Annotated in this window: 1 rRNA gene; it reads left to right on the top strand. The window is 50.0% G+C overall.

Annotation, left to right across the window (positions count from 1 at the left end):
* Positions 1-56: 56 nt before the first annotated feature.
* Positions 57-2,961, top strand: a 23S ribosomal RNA gene (locus CXF86_RS19845).
* The last annotated feature ends 76 nt before the right edge of the window (positions 2,962-3,037 follow it).

Here is a 3,037-nt window from a genome sequence, read left to right on the forward strand (position 1 = left end):
AAGCTTACCCGCTTGAAACAACGAGTATTTCTCATAGAGACTTATTTGGGTTGTATGGTTAAGTGACTAAGCGTATATGGTGGATGCCTTGGCAGTCAGAGGCGATGAAGGACGTAGTAACTTGCGATAAGCGTTGGCGAGCTAGTAACAAGCATTTGAGCTAACGATTTCCGAATGGGGAAACCCACATGCATAAGCATGTATCATTAACTGAATTCATAGGTTAATGAGGCAAACCCGGGGAACTGAAACATCTAAGTACCCGGAGGAAAAGAAATCAACCGAGATTCCCCTAGTAGCGGCGAGCGAACGGGGATTAGCCCTTAAGCGTAGAGGGTGTTAGTGGAATGTGTTGGAAAGCACAGCGGCACAGGGTGATAGCCCCGTACATGAAAACTAACTTTACGTGAAAACGAGTAGGACGGGACACGTGACATCTTGTCTGAACATGGGGGGACCATCCTCCAAGGCTAAATACTCCTGACTGACCGATAGTGAACCAGTACCGTGAGGGAAAGGCGAAAAGAACCCCTGTGAGGGGAGTGAAATAGAACCTGAAACCGTATACGTACAAGCAGTGGGAGCGGTTCTTGAGACCGTGACTGCGTACCTTTTGTATAATGGGTCAGCGACTTACATTTTGTAGCGAGGTTAAGCGAATAGCGGAGCCGTAGGGAAACCGAGTGTTAACTGCGCGTTTAGTTGCAAGGTGTAGACCCGAAACCCGGTGATCTAGCCATGGGCAGGTTGAAGGTTGAGTAACATCAACTGGAGGACCGAACCGACTTATGTTGAAAAATGAGCGGATGACTTGTGGCTGGGGGTGAAAGGCCAATCAAACCGGGAGATATCTGGTTCTCCTCGAAAGCTATTTAGGTAGCGCCTCGAGCGAATACCATTGGGGGTAGAGCACTGTTAAGGCTAGGGGGTCATCCCGACTTACCAACCCTTTGCAAACTCCGAATACCAATGAGTACTACTCGGGAGACACACGGCGGGTGCTAACGTCCGTCGTGAAAAGGGAAACAACCCAGACCATCAGCTAAGGTCCCAAAGTTATTGCTAAGTGGGAAACGATGTGGGAAGGCTTAGACAGCTAGGATGTTGGCTTAGAAGCAGCCATCATTTAAAGAAAGCGTAATAGCTCACTAGTCGAGTCGGCCTGCGCGGAAGATTTAACGGGGCTAAGCAATACACCGAAGCTATGGGTACTAGTGTTTACACTAGTGCGGTAGAGGAGCGTTCTGTAAGCCGTTGAAGGTGAAGGGGTAACCCACGCTGGAGGTATCAGAAGTGCGAATGCTGACATGAGTAACGATAAAGGGAGTGAAAAACTCCCTCGCCGAAAGACCAAGGGTTCCTGTCCAATGTTAATCAGGGCAGGGTGAGTCGACTCCTAAGGCGAGGCCGAAAGGCGTAGTCGATGGGAAACAGGTTAATATTCCTGTACTTCTGCTAACTGCGATGGAGAGACGGAGAAGGCTAGGCTAGCGCGGCGTTGGTTGTCCGCGTTTAAGGTTGTAGGTTGTATTCTTAGGCAAATCCGGGAATACGCATTTAATTGCAAGACTGAGGACTGATGACGAGTCACTAAGGTGATGAAGTAGTTGATGCCATGCTTCCAGGAAAATCTTCTAAGCTTCAGGTTAGTAGGAATCGTACCCCAAACCGACACAGGTGGTTGGGTAGAGAATACCAAGGCGCTTGAGAGAACTCGGCTGAAGGAACTAGGCAAAATGGTACCGTAACTTCGGGAGAAGGTACGCTGCCGACGGTGATAGGACTTGCTCCTTAAGCTGTTGGCAGTCGCAGATACCAGGTGGCTGCAACTGTTTATCAAAAACACAGTACTGTGCAAACTCGCAAGAGGAAGTATACGGTATGACGCCTGCCCGGTGCCGGAAGGTTAATTGATTGGGTTATCTTCGGAGAAGCTCATGATCGAAGCCCCGGTAAACGGCGGCCGTAACTATAACGGTCCTAAGGTAGCGAAATTCCTTGTCGGGTAAGTTCCGACCTGCACGAATGGCGTAATGATGGCCACGCTGTCTCCAGCCGAGACTCAGTGAAGTTGAAATTGCGGTGAAGATGCCGTATACCCGCGGCTAGACGGAAAGACCCCGTGCACCTTTACTATAGCTTGGCACTGAACATTGAACCTACATGTGTAGGATAGGTGGGAGACTTTGAAGCATTGTCGCTAGATGATGTGGAGTCAACCTTGAAATACCACCCTTGTAGTTTTGATGTTCTAACCGCGGCCCCTGAATCGGGGTTCGGGACAGTGCCTGGTGGGTAGTTTGACTGGGGCGGTCTCCTCCCAAAGAGTAACGGAGGAGCACGAAGGTTGGCTAAGTACGGTCGGACATCGTACGGTTAGTGCAATGGCATAAGCCAGCTTAACTGCGAGACATACACGTCGAGCAGGTACGAAAGTAGGTCATAGTGATCCGGTGGTTCTGTATGGAAGGGCCATCGCTCAACGGATAAAAGGTACGCCGGGGATAACAGGCTGATACCGCCCAAGAGTTCATATCGACGGCGGTGTTTGGCACCTCGATGTCGGCTCATCACATCCTGGGGCTGAAGTCGGTCCCAAGGGTATGGCTGTTCGCCATTTAAAGTGGTACGCGAGCTGGGTTCAGAACGTCGTGAGACAGTTCGGTCCCTATCTGCCGTGGGCGTTGGATGATTGAAGGAAGCTGCTCCTAGTACGAGAGGACCGGAGTGGACGAACCGCTGGTGTTCGGGTTGTTATGCCAATAGCATTGCCCGGTAGCTACGTTCGGAATCGATAACCGCTGAAAGCATCTAAGCGGGAAGCGAGTCCTAAGATGAGTCATCCCTAGGAATTTAATTCCTCTAAAGAGCCGTTCGAGACTAGGACGTTGATAGGCAAGGTGTGTAAGCGTTGTGAGGCGTTGAGCTAACTTGTACTAATGACTCGTGAGGCTTAACCATACAACCCTGATGGGTTTTGTATGAGACTGATGTTTTTACAAAACACCAGAGTTAGAATAAGCACTTAATGTGGTGT

Source organism: Shewanella sp. GutCb, from assembly GCF_002836135.1.
Lineage (GTDB): Bacteria > Pseudomonadota > Gammaproteobacteria > Enterobacterales > Shewanellaceae > Shewanella.